We start from the raw sequence: 23178 nt of genomic DNA on the forward strand, positions 1-23178 counted from the left end.
TAGTATAAGAGTTTCTCGCGGTATGTCTCCGACCAAATGGATGGCATCATACCCAACCAAATGATATAGTAAAGGAGACAGGAAAGGATGAGCACATGGAATGGCAACCGGACTTTTCGTCTGAGATACCGCTGTACGTTCAAATCAAGCAATATATCATGGACAAAATTTCGCTCGGGGAATGGGCCGTAGGCACCAAGATTCCGTCGCAGCGCGCGCTAGCCGAGCTATTCGGCGTCAATCGGAGCACGGTTGTGACCGCAGTCAGCGAGTTGATGGCGGAAGGGTTGCTCGAGGGCAACTCGAGGGGCGGGACCCGGGTCATCAACGCCTCGTGGAATGTGCTGGCCGCTTCCCCTCCGCCGGATTGGAGCTTTTATGTGGAGGCAGGCACGCATTACCCCAATCAACCGGCTATCCAGCACATTAATCGGGCCGAGTTTCAGGAAGGCATCATCCGTCTAGGCACCGGCGAGCTTTCGCCGGAGCTGCTTCCGGCCGCTAAGATGCAAAAGCTTTTCGCAGAGAGCGCAGCCCGGCCGTTCACGCTCGGTTATGAAGAGCCCAAAGGAAACTTGAACTTGCGCGGGCAAATCGCCACTTATTTGCAGGGCATCGGGATTCATACCTCGCCGGCGAACATTCTTATCGTATCCGGTGCGCTTCAAGCGCTGCAGCTCATCTCCATCGGGCTGCTTCCCCGCGGATCGTCCATTCTAGTGGAGAAGCCGTCATATTTGTATTCCGTGCACGTCTTTCAATCGAACAACATCAAGCTGGCCGGATTGCCAATGGATGCGGAAGGGGTCCAGACGGGAGGCATTGCACGCTACAAGGAAAGTTATCAAGCCTCGCTCTTGTACACGATCCCGACATTCCACAATCCGACGGGCATCTTGATGACGGAGGGCAGACGCCAGGAGCTGATGCGCGTCTGTATGGGAGCGGGGCTGCCGATCATCGAGGACGATGCGTACCGCGAGCTGTGGTTCGACGAACCGCCTCCTCAGCCGCTTAAGGCGCGGGATCCGCATGCGCTCGTACTCTATTTGGGGACCTTGTCCAAATCGTTGAGCCCTGGGCTGCGCATCGGTTGGGTCGTAGCACCCGAGCCGGTCATTGACCGGTTGGCCGATATCAAGATGCAGAACGATTACGGCTCAAGCTCTTTATCCCAATGGGCGGCGGCAGAATGGTTCGGAAGAGGTCTGTACGCGGAGAATTTGGTTTGGATCCGGCGGGAACTGAAGCATAAAAGGGATGTGACGGTTCAGCTGTTAACGGCGTATTGGGGTGATTTTGCCATGTGGACGGTTCCGGACGGGGGCTTCTATATTTGGGTGCGGCTCAACGTGAAAGTGCCGATGCAGATGCTTTTTGAACGTGCTTGGAAAGCAGGTATTTTGTTAAATCCCGGTTCGATTTATAATCGACATGCAGGGAATGAATTACGGATCTCATACGCTTATGCCGCACTGCCTGAATTGGAATGGGGGCTGCAGCAAGTCGCGGTGCTGATTCGGAAGCTGGCTGAGAAAGAATGAAGACGGGAAGAAGAATGACAGGATGTCTCGAACAGAAGGGAATGAGAATGGCCGATGGCTCATGAGAACAGCAAACGGGCGGCAGCCGAGAAAGCGGTAGAGGCAATTCAGGACGGGATGATCGTAGGCTTGGGTACGGGCTCGACGGCCTATTGGGCTATCCAGCAGATTGGCAGAAAAGTAAAAGGCGGACTCCGGATTCAAGCGGCGGCGACATCCGTGCAGTCCGAGCGGCTGGCCGTGGAGCTGGGCATCCCCTTGATCCCGCTCGCCGACATCGAAGAGCTGGATATCACGATTGACGGCGCGGACGAAGTCGATGGCGCGTGGAATGTAATCAAAGGCGGCGGAGGCGCACTGCTTCGCGAGAAGATTATAGCCGCGGCAAGCAGGAAGCTGATCGTCGTTGTGGATGAGAGCAAAGTCGTCCGGGAACTGGGACGATTCCATCTGCCGGTGGAGGTCGTGCCCTTCGGTTGGGAGCTTACTCGCAAGAAGCTGCGCGCGTTAGGCTGCGAGCCCCATGTGAGAATGGTTGAAGGACAGCCCTACGTTACGGATAACTGCAATTACATCATGGATTGCGAGTTCCAGCGAATCGCGCTCCCGAGCGAATGCCACGATGCCATCAACCGCATTCCGGGCGTTGTCGATAACGGGTTATTCATCGGCATGGTGGCGGGCGTCATCGTAGGCTGCAGCGACGGCACGGTGAAAGAACTGAAGCAAGGCTAAATTATGGGGCTTGGGGGAGGACGTCGAATGTTACAGGGGAAATCCGTTTGTATTACGGGAACAGACCGGGGCATTGGCCTCGCGATGACGGAACGGCTGCTTGGTCAAGGATGTATCGTATACGCAGGAGGGATTCGCGGCTGCCATGAGGAGCTGGCAAAGCTTGCCGAGCGGTATCCGGACAAGCTGCAGGCGTTCCGGCTGGACGTCGGTTCCGACGAAAGCGTGAAAGAGGCTGCGAAGTTCATCACAAGCAAGACCGATCGGCTGGACCTGCTCATTAACAATGCGGCGATTCTGGGCGACACGGTCAAGACGGTGCATGACGAGCTGGATTTCGACGACATTCAGCGGGTGTACAATGTGACGGCCGTCGGCGCCATCCGGGTGTCGAACGCGTTAATCGAACCGGTCATGAACGGCGGCAAGCTGATTGTCAACATTTCTTCCGAAGCTGGCAGCGTCGGGAGCAGCAACCGGGAAGCATGGTTCGGATACTGTATGGCCAAAGCCGCGCTCAATATGGGCTCCACGATTATACATAACAAGATTCGCAAGGAAGGCGGAAGGGTGCTCCTGATTCATCCCGGCTGGGTCAAATCGTATATGAGCGGGGAATGGAATCCGGCCGGCACGTATACGGCGGAGGAAGCTGCAGCTCATATCGTAAGCCGGATCGAGGAGCACGGGGACCAGCTTCGCGAGCTGCCGCTGTATATCGAAGCGGATACCGGAAACGAACTGCCTTGGTAAACTTGGGAGATGAGGAGAGAAGAGGCTATGAACAAGCGTACGAGAATATGGATGGTCGGTGATATGGCGGATGCTCCTTGGCATCCGTTAGAGCCGGCGAGAAGCGAGCTTGCCGGCATACTCGGAGACGAATTCGAATTGACGGCTACGGAGAATTATGACAGCTTCGCCTGCCTTGAGCCGGAGGCGTATCCCGTTTGCATTTCCTATACCGATTGCTGGAAGAGAGACCTCACTCGCGGGCAAACGGCGGGGCTGCTTCGCTATGTAGCCGGCGGGGGAAGTCTGCTTGTCATTCACAACGGCATCTCGCTTCAGCGCAGCTACGAGCTGCTGCAAATGATAGGCGCCCAATTCACCGGGCATCCCCCCTATCAGAAGCTGGCTTATTACGGAACTGACGCCAATCATCCTCTCCTGGAAGGCGTAGCCGATTTTGTACTGGAGGAAGAGCCTTACATGTTCGAGTTCGATCCATTCACGAAGAAGAACGTGTTCATGGAGTTTGAATACGAAGGCAAGCGGTATCCCGCCGCATGGGAGCATGCATATGGACTTGGGAAGGTCGTTTATCTGCAGCCCGGCCATCATGCCCCATCCTTCTCGCCTCAGGCTTACCGGCGGTTAGTGCTGAACAGTGTGCGTTGGCTAAGCCAAAGGACCTGAAATTCCATGTACTTCCAATCGGAGAAATATGCTACAATAGGCCACAAATGAAAAACTGGAGGAGTGAGGACGATGGAGCACTTTTTATTCAATCAGCTGGATTTCGTAAGATCGCAGGTTCTCAAAGCGGTGGAGGGAATCTCCGAGGAGACGGCAGACCGGATTCCGGATGGCTTCCGCAATTCGATCCGGTGGCAGCTAGGCCATATTTATGTCGTATTGGAACGGTTTGCTTTTCAATTCACGGGACGTCCTACGCTCGTTCCCGAAGGATTCAAGGAACAGTTCGAATTCAAGACGTCTCCGTTAACGGCGCCGCCTGGCCTTGCCGTCCCGACCTTGCAAGAGCTGACGGCCTTGCTGAAGGAACAGCCGGCGCGAATCCGCCAGCTTGCGCCCTATCTGCAAGACGAGGTGCCTCCTTATACGACTTCGGCAGGAATGAAGCTGGAATCGCTCGAGCAATTTCTCAGTTTTAATTTGTATCATGAAGGTATGCACTTTAGCGTTATTAAACAATATAAGGTATTGTTAGCCCAATAAATGGCTGTTACAAGACGGAGAAGGAGCGCGCGCATGATGAGATTGGCTGCGTTAGCCAGACCGCCCTGCTAAGACCTGATCTTCTGCTGCTCGCGGGCCCCGCCGTTGCGGTTGCGTGTTTAATACACACTTCCATAACGGAAAGGAGCTTCGCGCATGGCAAGCCGATTCAACTTACGGATTTTGTTTGCTTTTCGTTTTTTCTCAAGCCTCATCCCGGCCTACGTGATCGAACGGTTGTACTGGGAGGAACGGGGCATGACCATTCCGATGGTCGTGTATACGGAAATCATATTTGCCCTGACTATCGTGCTGTTGGAGGTGCCGACCGGCATTCTGGCAGACAAGTGGGGCCGTAAAAACATGCTCCTGCTGAGCGCGCTGCTCGGATGCAGCGAATTCGCCATTCTGATCTGCGCGAGTGAGTTTTGGCACTTTGCGCTGGTCACTTTCTTGGCGGGCATTTCGCGCTGTGCGAGCAGCGGTTCGGAGAATGCTCTGCTCTATGATACGCTGCAGGAGCAAGGGAAGGCGCCGCTGTTCGAGCGAACGCTGGGACGATTGAACGCCTGTGATTTCGTCGCCGCCATCCTGGCGGCGCTCAGCGGAAGCTTTCTGGCGGGCCACTTCGGTCTGAAGCTGAACTATTGGATTTCATTGGTCAGCGCAGCGATAGCGCTTCTACTGGCTTTCCTGCTTGTCGAGCCGCGGAGAGAAGCTGCGGAGGAGGAAGCCTCGATCCCAGCGAGCGCTTATGTGAAGGAATCGCTGCGATTCTTTCGGCGCAACCCGAAGATCTGTCTCGTGATGATCTCCGGCATGGTAACCGGTGCGGCGATGAGCTATATCGAAGAGTTCTGGCAGCTGTACGCCAGCCGGCTCGGCATGCCGGTCCTGTTCTTCGGCGCCCTGTCCGCCGCCATCATGCTGCTGCAGCTGCCGGGCAATCTGCTCGCTTATACACTGGTGCGCCGGTACAGCTACCGCACGTTGATTGTTGTTATCACGGGTGGCATGACCCTTGGCTTCGCCTGTGTGTCGCTGAGTCAGGGCTATGCGGGACTCGCCGCCATGCTGGCTGTCTGCTTGTTCGCAGGCGTCATGGAGCCTCTGTCGGCAGGCTACCTGCACCATCGAATCGGCTCCTCGATGCGGGCGACCATCGATTCTTTCCAATCGCTTGGCGAACATGCGCTGAATACGTTCGCCGGCTTGGGCTTCGGCTATTTCGCAGGGAAGCATGACATTTTTGGCGGGTACGGCTTCCTTGCATTTCTTTGTTTCGCTTTCTTTATTTGGTTTTTGATCGTGACGATCAAAGAAAAACAAATTTAAAGACAAAAAAACGGCGGCCTCCAGGGCTTCCGTTTTTTGTTTTTCTTTATTTTTATGAGGATAAGCATTGACGGAACGAGGTGGGCGCGCTAAAGTAAAAGCATGAGTGATCCAACATTAGGAGAGGGTGAAACGCATGACAGGCAGCGGTAAATTCGCATGGACATGGACGATTCGGGAGGAAGATCTGGAGGAATACGTACGTATGCATTTGGCTCCTTGGCCGGAAATTATGGTGGAGCACAGCAAAGCGGGGATCCGGGATTATTCCATTTTCCAGAACGGCAATCAATTTTTCTATGTGTTCCACTGCGACGATTTGGAGAAAGCTTTCGCTTACTTGGCTGAGAGCGAAGCTTGCAACCGTTGGAACGCGATTACGTCCAAGATGGTCGTGGGCTCATTCGATTTCCGTGAAGCCGTCCCGATTCAGCCGATGCGCGAAGTATTTTATTTGGCCTAGAGGCTTCGTTCACAAGCAGTCAACGGTAACCGTTATTGCGGAGATGCCGTATCAAGCCAATCCATGGATTGCCCCAAATATTTGACCGCCAAGGATGTTGGGAATCATTCCCAACGTCCTTTTTTACTTTTTATAAAGGGAATAATATGCCCAACCGCGAAGACTGCTACAGGTCTCTTACTTAGAACGAAATGTGGTGATCCATCATGAAAATGGGCTTTCGCCTATGGTTTGACGAAATCCGTAATATGCGCATTAAAGCCAAACTGTTCTTGCTGATTACGATCTCAATGGCTGTCAGCTCAAGTATTTCATTAGTCGGGCTGCAGATCGCCTTCTCGATGTACGATCAGCAAATCTATGAAAAATCTTCTCAAGTATTGAATCTCTCATCGACCTTGATCGAGAATGAGTTGAATAAAGTGGAGCGGTTGACGTTCTCGATTATGTCCGACGAACAGATTCAGCAGCACTTGATCGTGATGAATTCGAACGAATCCGATTATATCCGCATTCAGTCCCGCGCTAAGCTCGTTGACCGGCTGGTGCAGTATATGAACTCGGAGACGTATATTATGGCGGCTGATATTACCGATGTGAAGGGGAACAGCTATTCCAGCGGCAACTTGACAACGCTTACGCCGGAACGGAGACAATTGATTCAAGAAACGTCGGACCGCGGCGCCGGCAGCTTGGGTTGGGTGAACCCGGACGACTTGGATTACAGTCTGATCGCAACCCGGCAGATCCGATCCTCCGACAATTTGGAGCTGAAGAAGCTGGGCAGTCTCGTGCTGCATGTCAACTTGGATAAAATGGTGAATCAGTATGCCAGAGAAGCGGTCACCCGAGAAGGGGAGCTGGTCATCGTCTCCGACGGCCATCTGATTTACCCCCGTTCGGTCAGCACCACTTCGTTGATTAGCGAAGACAGCACATTCGGACTATCGCCGAAAGGGTTTCGCATCCTGGAGCAGGACGGCGACCAATATTTCGTGTCCCATATTCATTCGGACTATTTGGGCTGGACATATTATAACACGCTGCCGTTCCAAACGATTTTCCACAATATCATATTGATGAAAAATTGGATGATCGCCGCGTTCCTCATCTCCTTCTTCCTGCTTGTCGGTTTCGGTATGGCGGTTGCCCGTAGTGTTACACGGCCGATCGAGGGCTTGATCAGCAACATGCGGGGACTGCAAATCGGGGATCTGGAGAATTCGGAGCTGCCGCCGCTGCTGCCTGTCTCCAATCAAATGGATGAAGTAGGGCTGCTCCAACGAACATACCGCATGATGATCGTGCGGATACAGGAACTGATCAAAGAGAACTATACGAAGCAGCTTATCATCAAAGAAACCGAGTTCCGCTCCCTGCAAGCGCAAATTAATCCGCATTTTCTATATAACACGCTGGAATCCATCAACTGGATCTCCAAGATGAACGGACAAAAGCAAGTCTCCCAAATGGTCGAATCGCTGGGCTATCTGCTGCGCTCGTCGATCAGCCTTAAACAGGATATGATTGCGATCGAAGACGAGTTGAAGCTGGTGGAGCATTATATCACCATTCAGAAGGTCCGCTTCGAGGAACGGCTGGATTTCCGGTTGGATGTTCCCGATTCGATTAAGACGCAGAGCATCCCGAAGCTGACACTTCAGCCGCTGCTGGAGAATGCGATTAAGTATGCGGTAGAAGTGATGCTGGAGCCGTGCCAAATTCGGATAACCGGCAGAGAAGAGGATGAGACGGTACTGCTTGTTGTCGAAGATAACGGTCCAGGTATCGATGAAGGGTACTTGGAGCAGATATTGAACGGCGAGCGCAAATCCAAAGGCACAGGCATCGGCTTGAAAAATATCGATGAACGGATCAAGCTGACGTTCGGCGACGATTACGGCATTCAGGTTGAGAATCGCGCGTCCGGCGGTGCCTGCATTACGATACGAATTCCGATGACGAAAAGAGGTTCATGACCTATGTATAAAGTGCTGTTGGTTGACGATGAACGAATGATACTGGAAGGGATTTCCTCGATCGTGGACTGGCCGTCCGCCGGAACGAAGCTGATCGGCACGGCGCGCAACGGCATCGAGGCTTATGCCTTCATTTGCGAGCATGAGCCTGATATCGTGATCAGCGATATTCGGATGCCGGGTATGGACGGTCTGCAGTTGGTGGCCAAAACGAAGGAGACGCACCCGCATACCCGTTTTATTATGCTGTCGGGGTTCGACGAATTCGAATATGCGCAAATCGCGATGCAGCACGGTGTCAAACATTATTTGCTGAAGCCATGCAACGAGAACAGCATTCTGAAGGCGCTGGGCGAAATTGTCGCGGAGTATAAGCAAGAGGAGAGCAAGGAGGATTTCGTCCGATCGATGAAAGCGAACCTGCAGAAGGTGCTGCCTCACGTGAAAGAGCAGTTTCTGAAGGAATTCGTAACGAATAAATCGTACGGGAGCCGGGATTGGGAATATTATCAGGATTTGTTCGGGCTGCATGTCAGCGGGAAGAAAGTCCGGCTGCTGATGTTCCGGATGGAGGACAAGTTCGAGTACGAGCATTTGTTTGCAGTGAAAAATATTGCCGAAGACATTCTTGACGAGCCGCTGTTAAGCTCGACCGTAGCGGAACAGATCATCGTTCTGATCGAGGATCAAGAAGATATGCAGCGTCTGCACGAGCAAATTGCAGAAATCCGGCGTATTTTCATGCTGTATTATAAAATTGATACGACGGCCGCCTTAAGTGAAGCCGGGGAGATCGGGGAAGCCCGCAGGCTCTACTTGCAAGCGCTGGATTGCTTAAGCCACCGGTTCTACCTGGGCGAAGGCGGTCTGATTACGATGCGCGATATTTTGGATTCCGCTGTGCCCAGCCAAGCGGATTTCGTTCACGACGAAGACCGGATCCTGCTGCCGATTCGGGCAGGCAACTGGGAGGAAGCCGAAGCGGGTATCGAAGCCTTTCAAGACCTGCTGGTCAATTCCCGGTTGGACATCGAGACGACGAAATCGTACGTCATCCAAACGTTCATCTCCATGACGAGGCTTTGCGCGGAACCGCAAATGCATCAGTACATGGGCCTAATCGGGCAAATCTCGCTGATGGAGACGCTTCAGGGAAGCATTCAACTGCTGAAACAAACCGCTTCCGAGATTACCCGCGGGATCTTCGAGCAGAACCGGAACAAGCATTCACAGGTCGTTCAGAAGGTCATCGATATCGTGAATGCGGAGCTGGCCAACCCGGAATTGTCGCTGAACTGGGTTGCGCACAAAATGCTGTATATGAATCCGGACTATTTGGGAAAATTGTTCAAAAAAGAGACCGGTGAGCGATTCTCGAACTATGTGGTGACCGTTCGCATCAAGAAAGCGATGGAGCTTATTAAAGCGAACGACGACGTCAAAATGTTCGAATTGGCCGAACAATTAGGCTTCGGCGACAATCCGCAATACTTCTCGCAAGTGTTCAAGAAGATTGCCGGCTGTGCGCCTTCGGAGTATAAGAAGCTGTCGATGTGACAGGGGTATACACTGTTTTTTAAACATTTATCGCGGTAATTTTGATTCAACTTTGGCTCCTGTAAGCCCATAATAAGAAATGTGGAGCGCAAGGTATTTAGGGGGAAGCGAACGATGAAACGCAGAAGATTACCGTCCCTGCTCCTGATTCCACTGATGATGGCTATGATCGGATGCAGCGCGAATCAACCGCCAGCAAGCGGAACGCCTAAGACCGTTGAGAGCGGAAATAACGATCGCAAGCAAGAGGTCAAGCTGAGGATAGCCTGGTGGGGCGGCCAAGCCAGACACGACTATACGTTGAAGCTGATCGAAATGTACCGGAAGCAGAATCCGAACGTGCAGATCGATACCGAGTATGCCGGCTTCGACGACTACTGGAAGAAGCTTGCACCGCAAGCGGCGGCCAATCAACTGCCGGATATTATTCAGATGGACATCTCGTACTTGACCCAATACGGGACGAAAGAACAATTGGAAGATTTGTCGGAGCTTGCGCGCAGCGGAACGATCGATGTGAGCTCGGCAGTGCCGAAGTCGGTCGATGCCGGCCGGGTCGAAGGCAAACTGTACGGCATTCCGCTCGGATTTAATGCGATGGGCACAACTTTCGATGCCACGATGCTGCAGGAAGCGGGGATCTCCTCGATACCTGCGAACTGGACGTGGAACGATTTGGAGCAAATCGCCAAGCGAATGAAGCAGCAAGGCAAAGTGCTGGATCATATGCGGTTCGATCAGTTTTTTCCGTATTATTTGCGCACGCAGAATCAGCATTATTTCAACCCGGATGGCACAAGTCTTGGGTTTAGCGACCCCCGATATTTCATAGATTACTTCACGATGTATCTCAAATGGTACGAAGCCGGCTACATGCGAAGCTGGGATAAAGAGTCTCTGTCCAAGCTGACGCCGGAGGAAAACCCCATTGCGCTGGGGGACGGGTTCATGACGATGGCTTGGTCCAATCAATTCGCGACGCTGCAGGAGGCGGCCAAGAAGCCTCTGAACTTAATCGGGCTGCCTGGGCCGAATGGGAAGCTGGGCTTATACTTGAAGCCCACGATGCTGTTCTCCATTGCCAAGAGCTCCAAGCAGAAGACGGAAGCTGCGAAATTCATCTCCTGGTTTCTGAACGATGTGGAAGCCAACAAGCTGATCAATGGCGACCGGGGGATTCCGATTTCGAGCAAAGTGAAGGAAGCTCTGAAGCCTTCGCTGTCCGTCGAAGACCGGAAGGTCTACGATTATATCGCCTGGGCGGAGCAGAACAGCAGCCCGATGGACCCGCCCGATCCGATCGGATCGGCGGAAGTGAGCAAGCTGCTGCGGGATATGCAGGAACAAATCTTGTTCCGCAAAATTTCGGTCGAAGAAGCCGCCATCAAATTTATGAGTGAAGCGAATGCCATTTTAGCCAAAAATAAGAAGCACTAACGCAAGCTGTAACGCAGGGCGGCTCAATTTGAAAATGGGGGCCGCCCCCCTATAAATAGAGCAAAAGGAAGTGGAACTATGAAACTACGTGAAAATGATCACATAGTCGGCTATGTGTTTGTCTCGCCTTTCATTCTCGGATTTCTTATCTTCACGCTGTTTCCGATGTTTTCATCGCTGTATTTCTCATTCACCGAATATGATTTGCTGTCGCCTCCGAGATGGGTAGGGCTGGCGAATTACGAGAAAATGTTCACCAATGACGACAAAATCATAGACTCAATTCGTGTAACACTCATTTATGTCCTTACGTCAGTCCCGATGCGGCTGATTATCGCTTTGTTGGTTGCCATGCTGCTAAACCGCGCAGTAAGAGGGATTGGGTTCTACCGCGCAACGTACTACTTGCCGTCTTTGATTGGCGGAAGCGTTGCGGTATCGATTATGTGGCGCCAAATTTTCGGTGACAAAGGTTTGATTAACGCGTTCCTGGACAATATCGGCATTCACACGACAACCTCCTGGATCGGGTATCCGGCAACGGCGCTCGGCACGCTCGTGCTCCTGTCCGTATGGCAGTTCGGATCGTCGATGCTCATTTTCCTGGCCGGTCTGAAGAACATTCCCGGTTCGTATTACGAGGCTGCAAGCGTTGACGGCGCCAGCAAGGTTCGCCAATTTTTCAATATCACGCTGCCGCTGCTAAGTCCAATCATTCTGTTCAACTTGATTTTGCAAACGATTTCGGGCTTCCTGACGTTCACACCGGCGTACATTATCTCCAATGGTGAAGGCGGACCGCTTAACAATACACTGCTATATTCGTTGTACTTATTCCACCGGGCGTTCACCTTCTTCGAGATGGGTTATGCTTCCGCCATGGCTTGGTTTATGCTGATCTTGATCGGTGTTATCACGCTGATCATTTTCAAAACGTCGAAATATTGGGTTCACTACGAGAACTAGGAGGGGTCTGACATGGCTCTACGCGCTAAAAATATCAAAACCGTGCTGTACCATCTCATCGTTTGTCTGATTGCGATAACAGCGATTTATCCGATACTGTGGCTGGTCGCCAGTTCTCTGAAGCCTAATGAAGAAATCTATACGACCGCCACCAGCCTGATTCCAAGCCGCTTGGAGTGGAGCAATTATTTGTCCGGATGGAAAGGCTTTGCGGGCATTACCTTCGCAACCTTTATGAAAAACAGCTTCATCATCGTCATCTTGTCGACCATTGGTGCAGTCGCTTCCTCAGCCCTGGTGGGTTACGGTTTCGCACGCATCAAGTTCGCAGGAAGCCAATTCTGGTTTTCCATGGTCATGCTGACACTGCTGCTGCCGCATGATGTTACAATCATCTCGCAGTATGTATTGTTCGCCAAGATCGGCTGGTTATCCAGCTTCAAACCGATTATCGTACCGCAATTTTTCGGCATTCCGTTCTTTATCTTTCTCATTATGCAATTCATTCGCACGATTCCGGGCGAGCTTGACGAGGCGGCCAAAATGGACGGCTGCAGCAAATACAGCATTTTCTTCAAAATTATCGTACCGCTCATTGTTCCGGCCCTTGTTACGGCGGCGATCTTCTCCTTCTACTGGAGATGGGACGATTTCTATACCCCGCTGCTTTACTTGAACAACGCGGAGATGTATCCGGTTTCACTTGCACTGAAGCTGTTCCTGGATAGCGAATCCTTGAACAACTGGGGCGGTATGTTCGCGATGTCAACCGTATCGCTTCTTCCGATCTTTATCGTATTTATCATCTTCCAGAAGTATATTGTTGACGGGATCTCAACGAGCGGTTTGAAAGGATAGCAGGAAGCGTATGACATACGACCAACAAGGAGGAACTGAAGAGATGCCGGCTTTACAATTCGATCAAGATGAAATTCGCAACGTGATAGACCGTGTCGTTCATCGAACGTTTCGCATGGACTTTAATTGGGATTGGCCGGGGGGCGTGGCTTTCTATGGGGTTACGGAAGCTTATGAAGCAACCGGCAAAGCCGAGTATTTGCAGCTGTTGAAAGATTGGGTTGACGAGAAGCTGGAGGACGGGTTGCCGAAGCTGTCCGTCAACGGCATCTCGATCGGACATTCCCTGTTGACGCTGTACAAGGAAACAGGGGAAGAGCGCTATATCGAAATTGCGACGCAGATGGCGGATTTCCTGGCCCACGAAGCGGAGCGCTTCGGAGACGGCATTTTCCAGCATACCGTAAACTCGGAGACGTACAATTTCCCTGAACAGGCCTGGGTGGATACGATGTTCATGGCGGGATACTTCCTTGTGCGTATCGGTTCCATGCTCAAGCGGGACGATTATCTCGAAGACGGGCTGAAGCAGTACCACGGTCATGAGAATTGTTTGCAGGACGGGACGACGAACCTGTACTATCACGGCTGGGACAATCTGGCGCAGAATCATATGTCAGGCATTTATTGGGCGCGCGGCAATTCTTGGGCTGCCATTACGATGGCTCGCGCCTTGCAATTGGTGCATGTGACGCACCCTTCGTTCATGATGATCGAAGGCTCTCTGCGCGATCAATTAAGCGCTCTGGTTCGTTTGCAGGATGAGAGCGGCCTCTGGCATACGGTGCTAACGGACAAGGATTCCTATTTGGAGACCTCTGGCTCGGCCGGTATCGCCGCAGCGCTTGTCGGCGCCGGACCGCTATATAACAAATATACGAACAAGTCGATTCAAGGCATCCTCTCCCGGATCAGCGAAGACGGTACGGTGACGGGCGTGTCGGCGGGCACCGCGGTCATGAGGGATCTCGCCGGGTACAAAGGGGTGCCGTATAAGCGGATTCAAGGCTGGGGTCAAGGGCTGGGCTTGACGTTCTTATCCTCCCTGCTGAACCGCAGAGAATGGTAGGAAGGTACAGCTGATGAGCATACATTTGAAGTTCGACTTCGGTCCGGAAACAAGCAGCGCGAAAGCCGGATTCACGAAGATTAGCGGCAGTACGACGTATAATGCGAAGAGCGGATACGGCTTCATGGAAGGCGCGGCAATCTATGAGCGTGATCGCGGGAAGCCGGGTACGCTGCGGCAGGACTTCTGTATTCCGCTCGGCGCCGTCTTTATCGCGGATGTGCCGGACGGGAACTACACGATTCATGCATTGATGGGCGATGCAAAATCCGCCACTTGTACGGGCTTGAAGGTCGGTGAAGGAAGGCTGCTGCTGGCGGAGTGCCGGACAGCCGAAGGCGAATTTGCCGCGAACAGCTTTAGCGTGCACGTCACAGACGGGCAGCTACGGCTCGCCTTCTCAGGGATTGCCCCGAGGATCAACGCCTTGGAAATCGTGTCCGCGCCGCAAGCGGCTACCCTCTACCTGGTGGGAGACTCCACAGTGACCGATCAGCCGCTGGAAGGTTATCCGTACGCGGGATGGGGGCAGATGTTCCCGATGTTCTTCAAAGCGGACGCCGCGGTTGCGAACTATGCGGTCTCCGGCCGCAGTTCCAAAAGCTTTCTGAATGAAGGGCGGTTCGAACCGATCCTCGAGAAGCTCAATGCGAACGATTATTTGTTCATACAATTCGGACATAATGACCAGAAGCTGGATGAGGAGCGGGCGACTTCTCCTTATACAACGTACAAAGAGCACTTGTCGATCTATATCGGCGAAGCCCGGAAGCGGGGAGCGACTCCGATTCTGGTAACGCCGGTGCAGCGCAGATTTTTCGATAACGAAGGTAAGCTCATAGATACGCATGGCGATTATATTACGGCAATGAAGGAGCTGGCCGAAGCGGAAGAGGTCATTCTGATCGATTTGGCCGCAGAGAGCAAGCGATTGTTTGAAGCGCTCGGCCCGGAAGAGACGAAGTCGCTATTCTTATGGGCCTGGCCGGGAGAGTTCCCGAACTTCCCCCAAGGGGCCGAGGACAACACGCATTTCCAGCAACAAGGCGGCATTGCCGTCGCAGAGCTGGTTGCTGCCTGTATTCGCAAGCAGGGAATACTGCCGCTTCAACGCTATTTGAGATAAACTGCAAGTGAAAGCCCGCAACGATGGTTAACATCGTTGCGGGCTTTTTGCGGCGGCTTCTTACTTCGTTTTCTCCACCGTCACCTGATCGATTTGCAAGGAAGTCAGGCCCGGCGAATCCACGTAAAATCCGATATCCAGCCTTCCGTTCGAAACTTTGGCGCTAGCTTGAATGCGTACATAGCCTGCTGTAGGGACGATGTTCTTATACACCGGTGATCCGCCGTATTCGCTAAGCTCCATTCGGACCGTGTTCGGCTTGTTCCCGTAGACCGTCTCTTTCACCCGGGCGCTTACGGTATAAGTGCCGTTCGGCAGCCCGGTGAGCATCTGATGGACGCTCTGTTTGTAAGCTTGGGTATTCCAGAAGTATAGCTTATAGCTGCCCTGGTAGGCGTCAAACGAATCTACGCCGTACGCGGGGGCTTGGCCGGCCGGGTGCCACTCGCGCCAACCGTGAATGTCACCGCTTTCCCAATCGCCGTTCATCACCCGCAGTGCATTCGCGTTTGCCAGAGGGTTCGTATCCAGCGTAATGCCGTCCAAATGAATTTCGCCCTGATCGGAGTTCTGCCGCTCCAGCGTAATCAGATTCACGCCTTTCTTCAGATGGACGCGGCCGGTCGTATTGGACCAATGGCTCCATCCGGCGGTAGAAGCAAAGGCGACTGCCCGCGTAGGCTGAACGGCAGCACCTTGCTCATCGGTAACGCTTACATGCAGCGTACTCTTTGCACTTGAACCCTTGTCACCTGTAGCATAGCGGTAGGACAGCGCATAGTCGCCGTCTTCCGGTGCCTCCACCGCGTACACGATTTTCGCGCCAGCGGCGTTCAAGCCGTCGACGAATCCGAAGCCTTCATAACCCGCATAGTTATTGTTAAAATGCGTGCCGCCAACCCATGTCGCAACTTCTGCCGCATAATTCACAGTCGAGCCTTCCGGCTCAATTTTCACCACGCGGGAGCCGTGCTTGGGCAGCGAAGGGGAGTAGGCCGCAAGCTTGCCAAGCGATGCCCCGGTCCATAGCTCCGTTGTTGCCGCAGGCATCTTCAGTCCCAAGTCTTTGGCATAATCGATAGAGCGCACGGCGGCTTGATCGGAGCGGTTGAACAATCCGACAACCCAGCTGCCGTCCGGCAATTGGCCGAGCCATTTCTCGGAATTTCTGGCCTGCGGATCGCTGCTGAACGAATTCCCATTGTTGTAGTAAGGCTTCCCTACGAAGCCTTGATTATGCAGCTCCAGCATATTTTTGTTCTTATAGAAGGCGCCGGTGCTGCCGATGGTGGCGTATTGGTCCGTGATGGCGATCGGCGAGCCGGCCATTGTGAACAAATTGATGATGCTTTTGCGTTCTTCATCGGTTCGGAACGTATTCATCCGGATGAAATCGCCATCCAGAATCATGTTGGAGCCGCGTCCGGCAATGTCGGAGAAGCCCGTGAAGCCTTGGAACGGGTTCGCCCACTGCGACCAGCCGTTCATCCAATTTTGCCGTTGTCCGCTCAGGTTTTCCCAGCCGCCGTGAGCCAGATCTTCGTTAATCCGCACCATGTCGCCATAAGGCAGCTCGCCTGCAGCATGGTTGTTCAGATGCGGCATCACAAGGCTCAGCTCCATCTCGTCGCCGGCCGCTTCTTTCATCCAGCGCAGCGCGGTTTGATAGTTTGCCGATCCGTGATTCACACCGATCGTTCTGCCTTTATCCGTGCCGGTCTCGTACCAGGAGAGGAAGTCGATTCTCAAATAAGGAACCCCGAGATTTTTGAAATATTGGATATAACCCTGAATATATTCCTTGGCTCCTGGCTTGCTGACATCGACCCAGTACAGATCGTCGTTGAACTTATCGGCGGAAGAGGCAATATCGCTAATTTTGTAGTTCGTTCCGATGACCTTCTTGGTCGGATCGGCTGCAGCGCTTCGGGTTACCCAGAGCGGATTGTAATAGACGCCAAGCTTCATGCCCTTCTTCTGAATATAAGAAGACCAATACGCCCAATCGTGCTGCCAGCCATCGTTATGGGATAAAATGTATCCGTTTTCATTTGTGCGCTGAGCGCCCTCGATCCAGCCGTCAGAGGCAATCATGTCGTACCCGGCCTGTTTGTAATCGTTCGCAATCCAGTCGATGTTTTTTTTCCATTCCGCCTCGTCCATAGGGGCATTATGTGTATATTGATATTCATAGGTGCTCCAATAGAGGGGCCCCGTACCGTTTCTAGTAAACTGGCTCTCACGAGCCGTTGCGGGAGCTGCCAGAGCCGCAGCCATTACAAGACCGGCCAGACCCATTGTGCACGTTCGAGTCAAAGATGTCAGTTGTCTCATAGCAGTCGGTCCTTTCTTCATAAGTGATTCGTCGTCACAGGTCTATCATAGCCGAAAGTGAAAGCGCTGCCTATGACCTCTTTTAACCAGTATTTTTGGAGAGAAAGATACTTGTCCGTGGCAATGCATGGAGTCTTGCATATTTTGAACAGAGAGCTTAGCAATCTTGCGAACGTATTTCGATATGTTACAAGATTCATATGACGATAATATAAAGGAAACGGAGTGAACCTGTGAATGAAACGTCTTCACATTGTGCAAGTGATATCCAATTATCCGGATGCCCAGAAGCTGCCGCCGACGAATCAGGGAGGAACGGAAAAGGTTGTTCATGAATTGACCGAAAGCCTTGTACGAAAGGGTCACAAGGTTATCCTGTTCGCGGCTAAAGGCAGTCGGACACGTGCCAGACTCATTCCGTTCCCCAAAGGGCTTCGCGACGCCGGGATCGGGGGGTACGTGCTGCGCAAATTGCCTCCGCGCGTCGACGTCATTCACGATCACACGTTCACCTCGGCTTTGGGTACGCGCAAACTCCGAATTCCTACGGTGTGCACGATGCATCTGCCCGTTCGGCAGCGCGTCAAGCATCCTGTCTATGTATCCAGACGGGCGAAGATGGTCATGGGTAACAATCGCGGCTATTTCATCTACAACGGTATTAATCCGAACGAATATGAATTCAGTTCCAAAAAGAGCGACGTCATGGTGTTTATGGGACGAATTTTGCGTGAGAAAGGGGTCCTGTATGCCATCGAGATTGCCGAAAAAACGAACCGCAAGCTCATCATTGCCGGGCCCGTCAAGGACGCGGCTTTGTTTCGCAAGGAAATTATGCCGCGCATTCGCAGCAATCCCAACATTAAATTCGTCGGCCCTGTAGGCGGCAGAAGAAAACAGAAGCTGTTGAAGCACGCCTCCTGCCTGTTGTTCCCTACGGTCTGGGAGGAGCCCTTCGGGCTAGTCATGATTGAAGCGATGGCCTGCGGTACGCCGGTCATTGCGTTGAACCATGGTGCGGTGCCTGAGGTCATGGCGGGCTTCCCCGAGCTGATCTGCCGGTCCGTCCCCGAAATGATCGCCAAAGTCAAGCAGGGGCGTTTCCCCGAACCGGCAGCGCTCCGCAGGTACGTCATACGCCGGTTCTCGACGTCCCGAATGACGAACCGATACTTAGCCGTTTACCGGAAAGCGATGAAAAAATAAATACGCAGGATCGGCCGCGCGCATGCCTCTGGTATGCGCGCTTTTGGCACGCTGCAGCCCATGGGTGAATACACTGGATTACACGGGCGCGAAGCATCGGGGAGGGGAACGGATGAAACGGAAACTGACGGTAAGACGGGATCCGCGCGACTTTCGCGATTTGTATTACCGAAGCGCAAATTATGTTCGGGAATCTCAACTGCCTGCTGCCGTCGACTTGCGTAAGGGACTGTCTCCTGTAGTGAATCAAGGGAGCCTTGGTTCTTGCACGTCGAATGCGATTGTCAGCGGGCTTCGCGAATATTGGCTGAGACAGAACGGATACCCGGACGCCAATCTGCGGTTATCCCGGCTGTTTCACTATTGGCACGAACGCGATTTGGAGGGAACGGTCAATCGGGATTCCGGCGCCACCATTCGCGACGGCATGAAGGTGCTGCAGAAGATCGGTGTGTGTCCCGAAAGCGAGTGGCCTTATCAGATAGCTAAATTCAAAGTGAAGCCGGACCGCGAAGCGGAAGCGACCGCCGGTGAGTACCGCATCGAGAGCTATCACCGCATTCACGATTTGGCAGGAATCAAAGCGGCGTTGGCCGACGGCCAGCCGGTCGTATTCGGCATATGGATTTATGCCTCGTTCGAGAGCCTTGCGGCGGCGCGGACCGGGCGAATTCCGTATCCTAACCGGAGCAAGGAGATGCTGCTCGGCGGCCATGCCATGCTTGCCGTAGGCTATAGAGACGGCAAGAAGAAAGGCCAGGGCGTTGTCATCGCGAGGAATTCGTGGGGCCGGGGTTGGGGGGACCAAGGGTATTGTTATTTGCCTTACGCCTTCTTCAAGAACAGATTGCTGACGTTTGACTATTGGACCGGGAAGTAAACCCGGTACAACGATGTAAGGAGGGGACACAGCAGTGTTGAGTGCGGAAGACGCGAATAAAATCATTGCCTTCTTGTCTGCGGCGTATATGGCTACGGAAGACCCGCAAGCAAGAGAAGAATTTCACCGCTTGGCCAACGAGCTGCGGAAAGCATCCGGCCAGCCGTTGCAATAAAGGATATTTCATTCGAAACGAGGGCGGCTCTTATGGAGCAGGAAGATCGATTGATTTTGTTTGTTTTGGTACTTTTCGTATTGCTTGCAGTCATCCTTTTGATGTTATATTAATCCCAATGTGAACAGCCCTTAACGACTTCTGTCGTTAAGGGCTGTTTTTGGCTTGCCCGCCAATCGGTGAATTAGAAGCCTTTGTACTGCGGTTCTTCATTCTCCAATTGCTGTACGCGGGAAGCGACTTGGTTGACGATATCTTGCGCAGCCATTGCAGCCGTTTCATAAAGCTGCTTGGCCTCCTGATTTTGCGTGCTCAAAGCGAATGTTTCAAGGCTTGCTTGTGCGCTTTTCAAGGAGGCTAACGTCGTTTTTACTTGGGAAGCTACAGTCATCTCGGCACCTCTTCGTCATGGATTGGGATTGCAAGCAAATTGTTTAGGATGATTTCATTTGTTTGCGCTCATTAATATACCCCGACTTTCCGTAGTCATTATTGACAATTTAATCCATCAAGACAGAGGTGATAGCAGGCTCTTCTTTTGTGCATAATGTTTTTGTTTAGAGCTTTAGGAAGGAGCGTGGAACGATTGTGGCGGATTGGTTGCATATCGTTATCAGAGCGTTCAGCTCACTAGTCATTCTTTTTGTAATGACGCGGATTCTCGGGAAGAAGCAAATTTCGCAGCTGACATTTTTCGAATATGTCATCGGAATTACATTAGGGGATTTGGCGGGAGTCATCTCTACGGACGTGGAAAGCAATTTTTGGCATGGCATCATCGCTATATTGGTTTGGTGTCTGCTCCCTTTCTTTTTGGAATTGTTGACGCTCAAAAGCAAGACGCTGCGCAACTGGTTTGAGGGCAAGGGCACGGTGTTGATCAAAGACGGCAAAGTGCTTGAGGATAATTTGAAAAAAGAAAGATATACGGGAGACGAGCTTCTGGAGCAGCTGCGAACCAAAAGCGTATTCCGGGTAGCGGATGTCGAGTTCGCGATGCTGGAGTCCAGCGGCGACTTAAGCGTTCTGCTGAAGAGTGAACTGCAGCCGTTAACGCCAAAGCATCTGGGGATGAAGCTGGTTCAGGAGAAGCCGACCCAAACCGTCATTATGGACGGTGTCATACAGGAAGAGCCGCTGGCTGAGGCTGGCAAAGGAGTCGGATGGTTGCAAGCGGAACTGGATAAGCTAGGAGTAACGAAAGAAAATGTTTTTCTTGGTCAAGTGAATACGCACGGTGAATTGACCGTCGACCTGTACGACGATAAATTGCAAGTGCCTGGGCCTGCCGAGCGTCCGGCGCTGTTGGCCATGTTGAAGAAATGCGAAGCCGATCTAGAACTTTTTTCTTTGACGACGGAGCATCCCGAGGCCAAGCTGATGTATGAAAATTGCTCCGAAAGGCTGACGAAGGTGATTCAAGATCTTCATGTCTTGTTGAGATCGTAAGAGTACGGAATATCCAGGAGGGAACGTATGGCCAACAATAAAAAGAAAAATCTGACCATGACGCAGCAGGAGTATCAGGATCTAGCGAAACGGATCGAGCCGAAGCGGCCGGTATTGAAAAATTGCTTGCGGGCTTTTCTCGTTGGAGGCATGATCTGCTTGATCGGTGAATGCTTCATGCAAATTTTTATCAACTATTTCGGCTTTACGGAAAAAACGGCGGGCAATCCAACGGTTGCTTGCCTGATTATCATTTCCGTCATCCTGACGAGCTTCGGCATCTACGACAAAATGGCCCAATGGGCGGGAGCAGGATCCTCGGTACCCGTCACGGGCTTTGCCAACTCGCTCTGCTCCGCGGCCATCGAGCACAGGGCGGAGGGGCTTGTGCTGGGGGTCGGCGGCAACATGTTCAAATTGGCGGGATCGGTAATTGTGTACGGCACCGTGGCTGCTTTCGTTGTCGGCCTTTTGCATCTTATTATCAAGGGTGGGGGTTGACCATATGTTGAAGGGGCATCAGAGCTGGATATTCGAGAATCGGCCGGTCATTCTCTCGACAGGCACGGTTGTCGGACCCGATGAAGGCAAGGGGCCTATCGCGGAAGATTTCGATATCGTGCACGGAGATCTGACTATCGGCCAGAAAACGTGGGAAAAAGCGGAGAAAGCGCTGCTGGAAGAAGCCGCGCAGCAAGCGCTCGATCATGCCGGACTCACCGGCGGACAAATTCAGTTCTACATCGGGGGCGATCTGATGAATCAGATTATCTCCAACACATTCGCCGCACGCACATTGGGCATGCCGTATCTTGGCATCTTCGGCGCCTGCTCGACGTCGATGGAGGGGCTCGCGATCGCCGCGCAGCTGCTGGATTCCGGGGCGGCCAACTACGCGATGGCCGGCACGTGCAGCCATAACTGCACCGCCGAGAAGCAGTTCCGCTACCCGACGGAGTACGGCTCACAGAAGCCGCCGACGGCGCAGTATACGGTGACCGGGGCGGGAGTCGCCGTGCTCGGCAAGAGCGGAGACGGCCCCGTCATAACCGGCGCCACCATCGGGCGGATCGTGGACATGGGGATTACCGATCCGTTCAATATGGGCGCCGCTATGGCGCCTGCCGCAGTCGATACGATTCAGGCCCACTTCCGCGACACGGGACGCGAGCCGGGGTATTATGACCTGATCGTAACCGGGGATCTCGCCGCCGTAGGGTCCGAGATCGCCCGCGAGCTGTTTCACAAGCATCACGTCCCGATCGAACAGACGACGTATGATGATTGCGGGCTGATGATCTACCACCGCGACAAGCAGCATGTGCAAGCGGGGGGCAGCGGCTGCGGCTGCTCGGCCACCGTTACATACGGTCATCTGCTCAAACGTATGAAGAAGGGGGAACTGAAGCGGATCCTGGTCGTTGCGACAGGCGCTCTGCTTTCTCCGCTTTCGTTCCAGCAAGGGGAAAGCATTCCGTGTATCGCTCATGCGGTTGCTATTGAGTCAGGAGGGTTGTACGCATGAACTTTTTTTGGGCTTTTGTCATCGGCGGTGCCATCTGTGTATTCGGGCAGCTGCTGATGGATCTCGGCAAGCTGACGCCGGCGCACACGATGAGCACGCTCGTCGTTCTGGGCGCTATCGCCGACGGTTTGAACTTGTATGATCCGTTCATCGAATTCGCGGGCGCGGGTGCGACCGTTCCGATTACGAGCTTCGGCAACGCGCTTGTGCACGGGGCACTCGAGGAGCTGCATAAGGAAGGCTATATCGGTATCATCACCGGTATATTTAAAGTGACGAGCGCGGGTATATCCGCGGCGATTATTTTCTCGTTTATCGCGGCCGTATTCGTGAAACCGAAAGGCTGAGCGGCAGTATTCGGATATAAAGGATGTCCATAGGTCATGTAAATGGCTTGGGACATCTTTTTTTGTGCGCCGTTGCAGGATCGGCGGTCGGCAACGGCAAGGGCAACGGCAACGGCATCGGCGGCGCCGGCACCACGTGGCCGGCTAACGGACACAGATGCGCTTATTCGGCCGTTTCGGGCCGAATTGCCGAGCTAACGGACACCAGCGCAGCTATTTGGCGAATTCGAG

24 protein-coding genes are annotated in these 23178 nt (G+C 53.0%); 22 read left to right on the plus strand and 2 right to left on the minus strand.

Annotation, left to right across the window (positions count from 1 at the left end; translation table 11 throughout):
• Positions 1–95: 95 nt before the first annotated feature.
• The 14 genes from J2X61_RS19410 (at position 96) to J2X61_RS19475 (ending at position 15031) form a co-directional block, all read left to right on the plus strand.
• Positions 96–1544: an aminotransferase-like domain-containing protein gene (locus J2X61_RS19410; RefSeq protein ID WP_310189896.1), complete on the plus strand. Its 1449-nt coding sequence runs from the start codon at positions 96–98 to the stop codon at positions 1542–1544.
• Between the two features lie 54 nt (positions 1545–1598).
• Positions 1599–2279, plus strand: coding sequence for a ribose-5-phosphate isomerase RpiA (gene rpiA, locus J2X61_RS19415; protein ID WP_310189898.1), 681 nt, complete (start codon positions 1599–1601; stop codon positions 2277–2279).
• 27 nt (positions 2280–2306) lie between these two features.
• On the plus strand, positions 2307–3032 hold the full coding sequence (locus tag J2X61_RS19420) for an SDR family NAD(P)-dependent oxidoreductase (protein ID WP_274469484.1): 726 nt from the start codon (positions 2307–2309) through the stop codon (positions 3030–3032).
• Between the two features lie 27 nt (positions 3033–3059).
• Entirely contained in the window at positions 3060–3698 is a 639-nt protein-coding gene (locus J2X61_RS19425) for a ThuA domain-containing protein (RefSeq protein WP_274469483.1), read from the plus strand.
• Positions 3699–3770: 72 nt separating this feature from the next.
• Complete coding sequence (locus tag J2X61_RS19430; RefSeq protein ID WP_274469481.1) at positions 3771–4241, plus strand: DinB family protein; 471 nt, start codon at positions 3771–3773, stop codon at positions 4239–4241.
• Positions 4242–4397: 156 nt separating this feature from the next.
• Entirely contained in the window at positions 4398–5576 is a 1179-nt protein-coding gene (locus J2X61_RS19435) for an MFS transporter (RefSeq protein WP_310189901.1), read from the plus strand.
• A 136-nt stretch (positions 5577–5712) separates the two neighbouring features.
• Positions 5713–6039: an L-rhamnose mutarotase gene (locus J2X61_RS19440; RefSeq protein WP_274470857.1), complete on the plus strand. Its 327-nt coding sequence runs from the start codon at positions 5713–5715 to the stop codon at positions 6037–6039.
• Positions 6040–6245: 206 nt separating this feature from the next.
• Entirely contained in the window at positions 6246–8018 is a 1773-nt protein-coding gene (locus J2X61_RS19445; RefSeq protein WP_274469479.1) for a cache domain-containing sensor histidine kinase, read from the plus strand.
• A 3-nt stretch (positions 8019–8021) separates the two neighbouring features.
• Positions 8022–9575, plus strand: a complete 1554-nt coding sequence (locus J2X61_RS19450) for a response regulator (protein ID WP_310189903.1) — start codon at positions 8022–8024, stop codon at positions 9573–9575.
• Positions 9576–9689: 114 nt separating this feature from the next.
• Positions 9690–11012: an ABC transporter substrate-binding protein gene (locus tag J2X61_RS19455; protein WP_310189905.1), complete on the plus strand. Its 1323-nt coding sequence runs from the start codon at positions 9690–9692 to the stop codon at positions 11010–11012.
• A 78-nt stretch (positions 11013–11090) separates the two neighbouring features.
• Positions 11091–11978: a carbohydrate ABC transporter permease gene (locus tag J2X61_RS19460; protein ID WP_274469476.1), complete on the plus strand. Its 888-nt coding sequence runs from the start codon at positions 11091–11093 to the stop codon at positions 11976–11978.
• A 12-nt stretch (positions 11979–11990) separates the two neighbouring features.
• Positions 11991–12836, plus strand: coding sequence for a carbohydrate ABC transporter permease (locus tag J2X61_RS19465; protein WP_274469475.1), 846 nt, complete (start codon positions 11991–11993; stop codon positions 12834–12836).
• Between the two features lie 43 nt (positions 12837–12879).
• Positions 12880–13905 (plus strand): glycoside hydrolase family 88/105 protein, encoded by a 1026-nt coding sequence (locus J2X61_RS19470; RefSeq protein ID WP_310189907.1) that lies wholly within the window; start codon positions 12880–12882, stop codon positions 13903–13905.
• A gap of 13 nt (positions 13906–13918) precedes the next feature.
• Positions 13919–15031 carry a rhamnogalacturonan acetylesterase gene (locus tag J2X61_RS19475; RefSeq protein WP_310189909.1) on the plus strand — a complete coding sequence of 371 codons (1113 nt, stop codon included), beginning with the start codon at positions 13919–13921 and terminating at the stop codon, positions 15029–15031.
• Positions 15032–15091: 60 nt separating this feature from the next.
• Here J2X61_RS19475 and J2X61_RS19480 read toward each other — a convergent pair whose 3' ends face one another.
• A complete protein-coding gene (locus tag J2X61_RS19480) occupies positions 15092–17365 on the minus strand; it encodes a carbohydrate-binding protein (RefSeq protein WP_310189911.1) in 2274 nt (757 codons plus the stop codon).
• Between the two features lie 237 nt (positions 17366–17602).
• On the opposite strand from J2X61_RS19480, the gene J2X61_RS19485 reads away from it, so the two are divergent.
• The 3 genes from J2X61_RS19485 to J2X61_RS19495 all read left to right on the plus strand — a co-directional run bounded on the left by J2X61_RS19485 (position 17603) and on the right by J2X61_RS19495 (position 19626).
• On the plus strand, positions 17603–18571 hold the full coding sequence (locus tag J2X61_RS19485) for a glycosyltransferase family 4 protein (protein ID WP_310189913.1): 969 nt from the start codon (positions 17603–17605) through the stop codon (positions 18569–18571).
• Between the two features lie 112 nt (positions 18572–18683).
• Complete coding sequence (locus tag J2X61_RS19490) at positions 18684–19451, plus strand: C1 family peptidase (RefSeq protein ID WP_274469468.1); 768 nt, start codon at positions 18684–18686, stop codon at positions 19449–19451.
• A 34-nt stretch (positions 19452–19485) separates the two neighbouring features.
• Positions 19486–19626: an N-acetylmuramoyl-L-alanine amidase gene (locus J2X61_RS19495; RefSeq protein WP_274469467.1), complete on the plus strand. Its 141-nt coding sequence runs from the start codon at positions 19486–19488 to the stop codon at positions 19624–19626.
• Between the two features lie 184 nt (positions 19627–19810).
• Here J2X61_RS19495 and J2X61_RS19500 read toward each other — a convergent pair whose 3' ends face one another.
• Complete coding sequence (locus tag J2X61_RS19500; RefSeq protein WP_274469466.1) at positions 19811–20017, minus strand: DUF1657 domain-containing protein; 207 nt, start codon at positions 20015–20017, stop codon at positions 19811–19813.
• Between the two features lie 197 nt (positions 20018–20214).
• Between J2X61_RS19500 and J2X61_RS19505 the strand changes: the two genes are divergently transcribed.
• The 5 genes from J2X61_RS19505 to J2X61_RS19525 form a co-directional block, all read left to right on the plus strand.
• Entirely contained in the window at positions 20215–21075 is an 861-nt protein-coding gene (locus J2X61_RS19505; protein WP_274469465.1) for a DUF421 domain-containing protein, read from the plus strand.
• Positions 21076–21102: 27 nt separating this feature from the next.
• Positions 21103–21576 carry a stage V sporulation protein AC gene (gene spoVAC / locus J2X61_RS19510; RefSeq protein WP_310189918.1) on the plus strand — a complete coding sequence of 158 codons (474 nt, stop codon included), beginning with the start codon at positions 21103–21105 and terminating at the stop codon, positions 21574–21576.
• Between the two features lie 4 nt (positions 21577–21580).
• The gene (gene spoVAD, locus J2X61_RS19515; RefSeq protein WP_274469462.1) at positions 21581–22600 is read left to right on the plus strand and encodes a stage V sporulation protein AD; all 1020 of its coding nucleotides are present in this window, start codon (positions 21581–21583) and stop codon (positions 22598–22600) included.
• Positions 22597–22947, plus strand: a complete 351-nt coding sequence (spoVAE, locus tag J2X61_RS19520; protein WP_274469460.1) for a stage V sporulation protein AE — start codon at positions 22597–22599, stop codon at positions 22945–22947. Before spoVAD ends, spoVAE begins: the two co-directional genes overlap by 4 nt.
• 23 nt (positions 22948–22970) lie before the next feature.
• Positions 22971–23178 (plus strand): hypothetical protein (locus J2X61_RS19525; RefSeq protein WP_310189921.1); only part of this gene is annotated, 208 nt, incomplete at its 3' end.

The sequence above is a fragment of the Bacillus sp. 3255 genome (assembly GCF_031456485.1).
Taxonomy (GTDB): domain Bacteria; phylum Bacillota; class Bacilli; order Paenibacillales; family NBRC-103111; genus Paenibacillus_E.